At 56.8% G+C, this 1,670-nt stretch carries 1 rRNA gene (cut by a window edge); it reads right to left on the bottom strand.

What is annotated here, in order from left to right:
* A 23S ribosomal RNA gene (locus ABZU25_RS34270) occupies positions 1–1,590 on the bottom strand (it extends 1,623 nt beyond the left edge of the window).
* Positions 1,591–1,670: the final 80 nt, after the last annotated feature.

The following is a 1,670-nucleotide window of genomic DNA, read 5'->3' as shown; positions in this document are numbered from 1 at the left end:
CTCAGTCCGAAGACCTCACCAAGTTCGGGTGGTTAGCACAACGAGGTTCGTCAGGGACGCTCTTTCGCGGGTACGGGAATATCAACCCGTTGTCCATCGACTACGCCTCTCGGCCTCGCCTTAGGTCCCGACTCACCCAGGGCGGATTAGCCTGGCCCTGGAACCCTTGGTCATCCGGCGGAAGGGTTTCTCACCCTTCTTTCGCTACTCATGCCTGCATTCTCACTCGTGCCGCGTCCACAACTGGGTCACCCCGCTGCTTCACTCGCGGCACGACGCTCCCCTACCCATCCACACACCTGCACAAGGAATCAAGTCCAAGCGAGGATAAAATGTGAATGCCACAGCTTCGGCGGTGTGCTTGAGCCCCGCTACATTGTCGGCGCGGAACCACTTGACCAGTGAGCTATTACGCACTCTTTAAAGGGTGGCTGCTTCTAAGCCAACCTCCTGGTTGTCTATGCGACCCCACATCCTTTTCCACTTAGCACACGCTTAGGGGCCTTAGCTGGTGATCTGGGCTGTTTCCCTCTCGACTACGAAGCTTATCCCCCGCAGTCTCACTGCCGCGCTCTCACTTACCGGCATTCGGAGTTTGGCTGATTTCGGTAAGCTTGTGGGCCCCCTAGACCATCCAGTGCTCTACCTCCGGCAAGAAACACGCGACGCTGCACCTAAATGCATTTCGGGGAGAACCAGCTATCACGGAGTTTGATTGGCCTTTCACCCCTAACCACAGGTCATCCCCCAATTTTTCAACATTGGTGGGTTCGGCCCTCCACGCGGTCTTACCCGCGCTTCAGCCTGCCCATGGCTAGATCACTCCGCTTCGGGTCTAGGACACGCGACTGAATCGCCCTATTCAGACTCGCTTTCGCTACGGCTCCCCCACACGGGTTAACCTCGCCACATGCCACTAACTCGCAGGCTCATTCTTCAAAAGGCACGCCGTCACCCCGCAAGGCTCCGACGGATTGTAGGCGAACGGTTTCAGGTACTATTTCACTCCCCTCCCGGGGTACTTTTCACCATTCCCTCACGGTACTTGTCCGCTATCGGTCACCAGGAAGTATTTAGGCTTACCAGGTGGTCCTGGCAGATTCACGGCAGATTTCAGGGGTCCGCCGCTACTCGGGAACACCCACAGAAGGTCAGCAACTTTCACCTACCGGACTCTCACCGTCTACGGTCAGCCATTCCAGACTGTTCGACTAGCCACTGACTTTGTAACTTCTCGAACAAGTGTCAGCTTGTTCAGCAGGGTCCCACAACCCCGACCACGCAACCCCTGACAGGTATCACACGCAGCCGGTTTAGCCTCGATCCGCTTTCGCTCGCCACTACTCACGGAATCACTAAATTGTTTTCTCTTCCTGCGGGTACTGAGATGTTTCACTTCCCCGCGTTCCCTCCACACACCCTATGTGTTCAGGTGTGGGTGACACCACATGACTGGTGCCAGGTTTCCCCATTCGGACACCCTGGGATCACAGCTTGGTTGACAGCTCCCCCAGGCCTATCGCGGCCTCCCACGTCCTTCATCGGCTCCTGGTGCCAAGGCATTCACCGTTCGCCCTTGACAACTTGACCACAAAGATGCTCGCGTCCACTGTGCAATTCTCAACAAACGACCAACCCACAACCCGATCCGCCCCACACCAAACCCAACA

It is taken from the genome of Micromonospora sp. NPDC005215, assembly GCF_040607915.1.
GTDB lineage: Bacteria > Actinomycetota > Actinomycetes > Mycobacteriales > Micromonosporaceae > Micromonospora.
Note: the sequence above shows the minus strand (reverse complement) of the source record. Positions and strands in the feature narration are given on the sequence as shown.